Consider the following 923-nt stretch of genomic DNA (forward strand, 5'->3'; position numbering starts at 1 on the left):
CAGGAGAACATCGCTATCCCTGTTCACGAGATCAAGCAGCCCTCGACCGCCTTCATTCAGGACGAGGTCGTCGGCATCGACACCGACGCTCGGGAGGTCGCCCTCGCCGACTCCGCTGCTGTCGAGTACGACTACCTGCTGGTCGGGCTGGGTTCCCAGACCGCATTCTTCGGTATTGACGGGCTCGAAGAGCACGCTCTGACGCTCAAGAGCCTCGACGACGCCCTCAATATCCACGACAACATCCAGCAGGCCGCTCGCGAAGCCTCGACCAACGACCCCGCGCAGGTCGTCATCGGCGGCGCTGGCCTCTCGGGCATCCAGACCGCCGGCGAGGTCGCCGAGTTCCGCGACGAACACAACGCGCCCATCGACATCCACCTCGTCGAGGGCCTCGACCAGGTGCTGCCCAACAGCGACCCGGAACTCCAGGGCGCGCTGCGCAAGCGCCTAGAAGCCGCCGACGTGAACATCAAGTGCGGTGAGTTCATCGGCGAGGTCGACGAGGAGACCGTATACATCGGCGACGAGGACGAACTGGACTACGACGTGCTGGTCTGGACCGGCGGCATCACCGGCCGGGATTGCATGCAGGATGTGGATCTGGACAAGGACGAGCGCAACCACCGCGTCCACGCTGAGGGGAACTTCCAGACGGAGGACGAACGGGTCTTCGCCATCGGCGACTCGGCGCTGATCGACCAGCCGGGCGACCAGCCCGCGCCGCCGACGGCCCAGGCCGCCTGGCAGGCCGCCGAGGTGGCCGGCGAAAACCTCGCTCGCGCCGCCCGCGGCCAGCCGCTAAAGACCTGGACCCACAAGGACAAAGGGACGGTTGTTTCGGTCGGCGAGAAAGCCGTTGCCCACGACGTGGTGAACGTCCCAGTTGAGACGTTTGGCGGGCTGCCGGCGAAACTGCTGAA

Annotated in this window: 1 protein-coding gene; it reads left to right on the forward strand. The window is 66.0% G+C overall.

What is annotated here, in order from left to right:
• The coding region (locus tag DVK00_RS20610; protein ID WP_121578507.1) for an NAD(P)/FAD-dependent oxidoreductase at positions 1 to 923 on the forward strand (923 nt) is incomplete at both ends.

This window comes from Haloarcula sp. Atlit-47R (assembly GCF_003665985.1).
In the GTDB taxonomy this organism is placed as follows: Archaea; Halobacteriota; Halobacteria; order Halobacteriales; family Haloarculaceae; genus Haloarcula; species Haloarcula taiwanensis.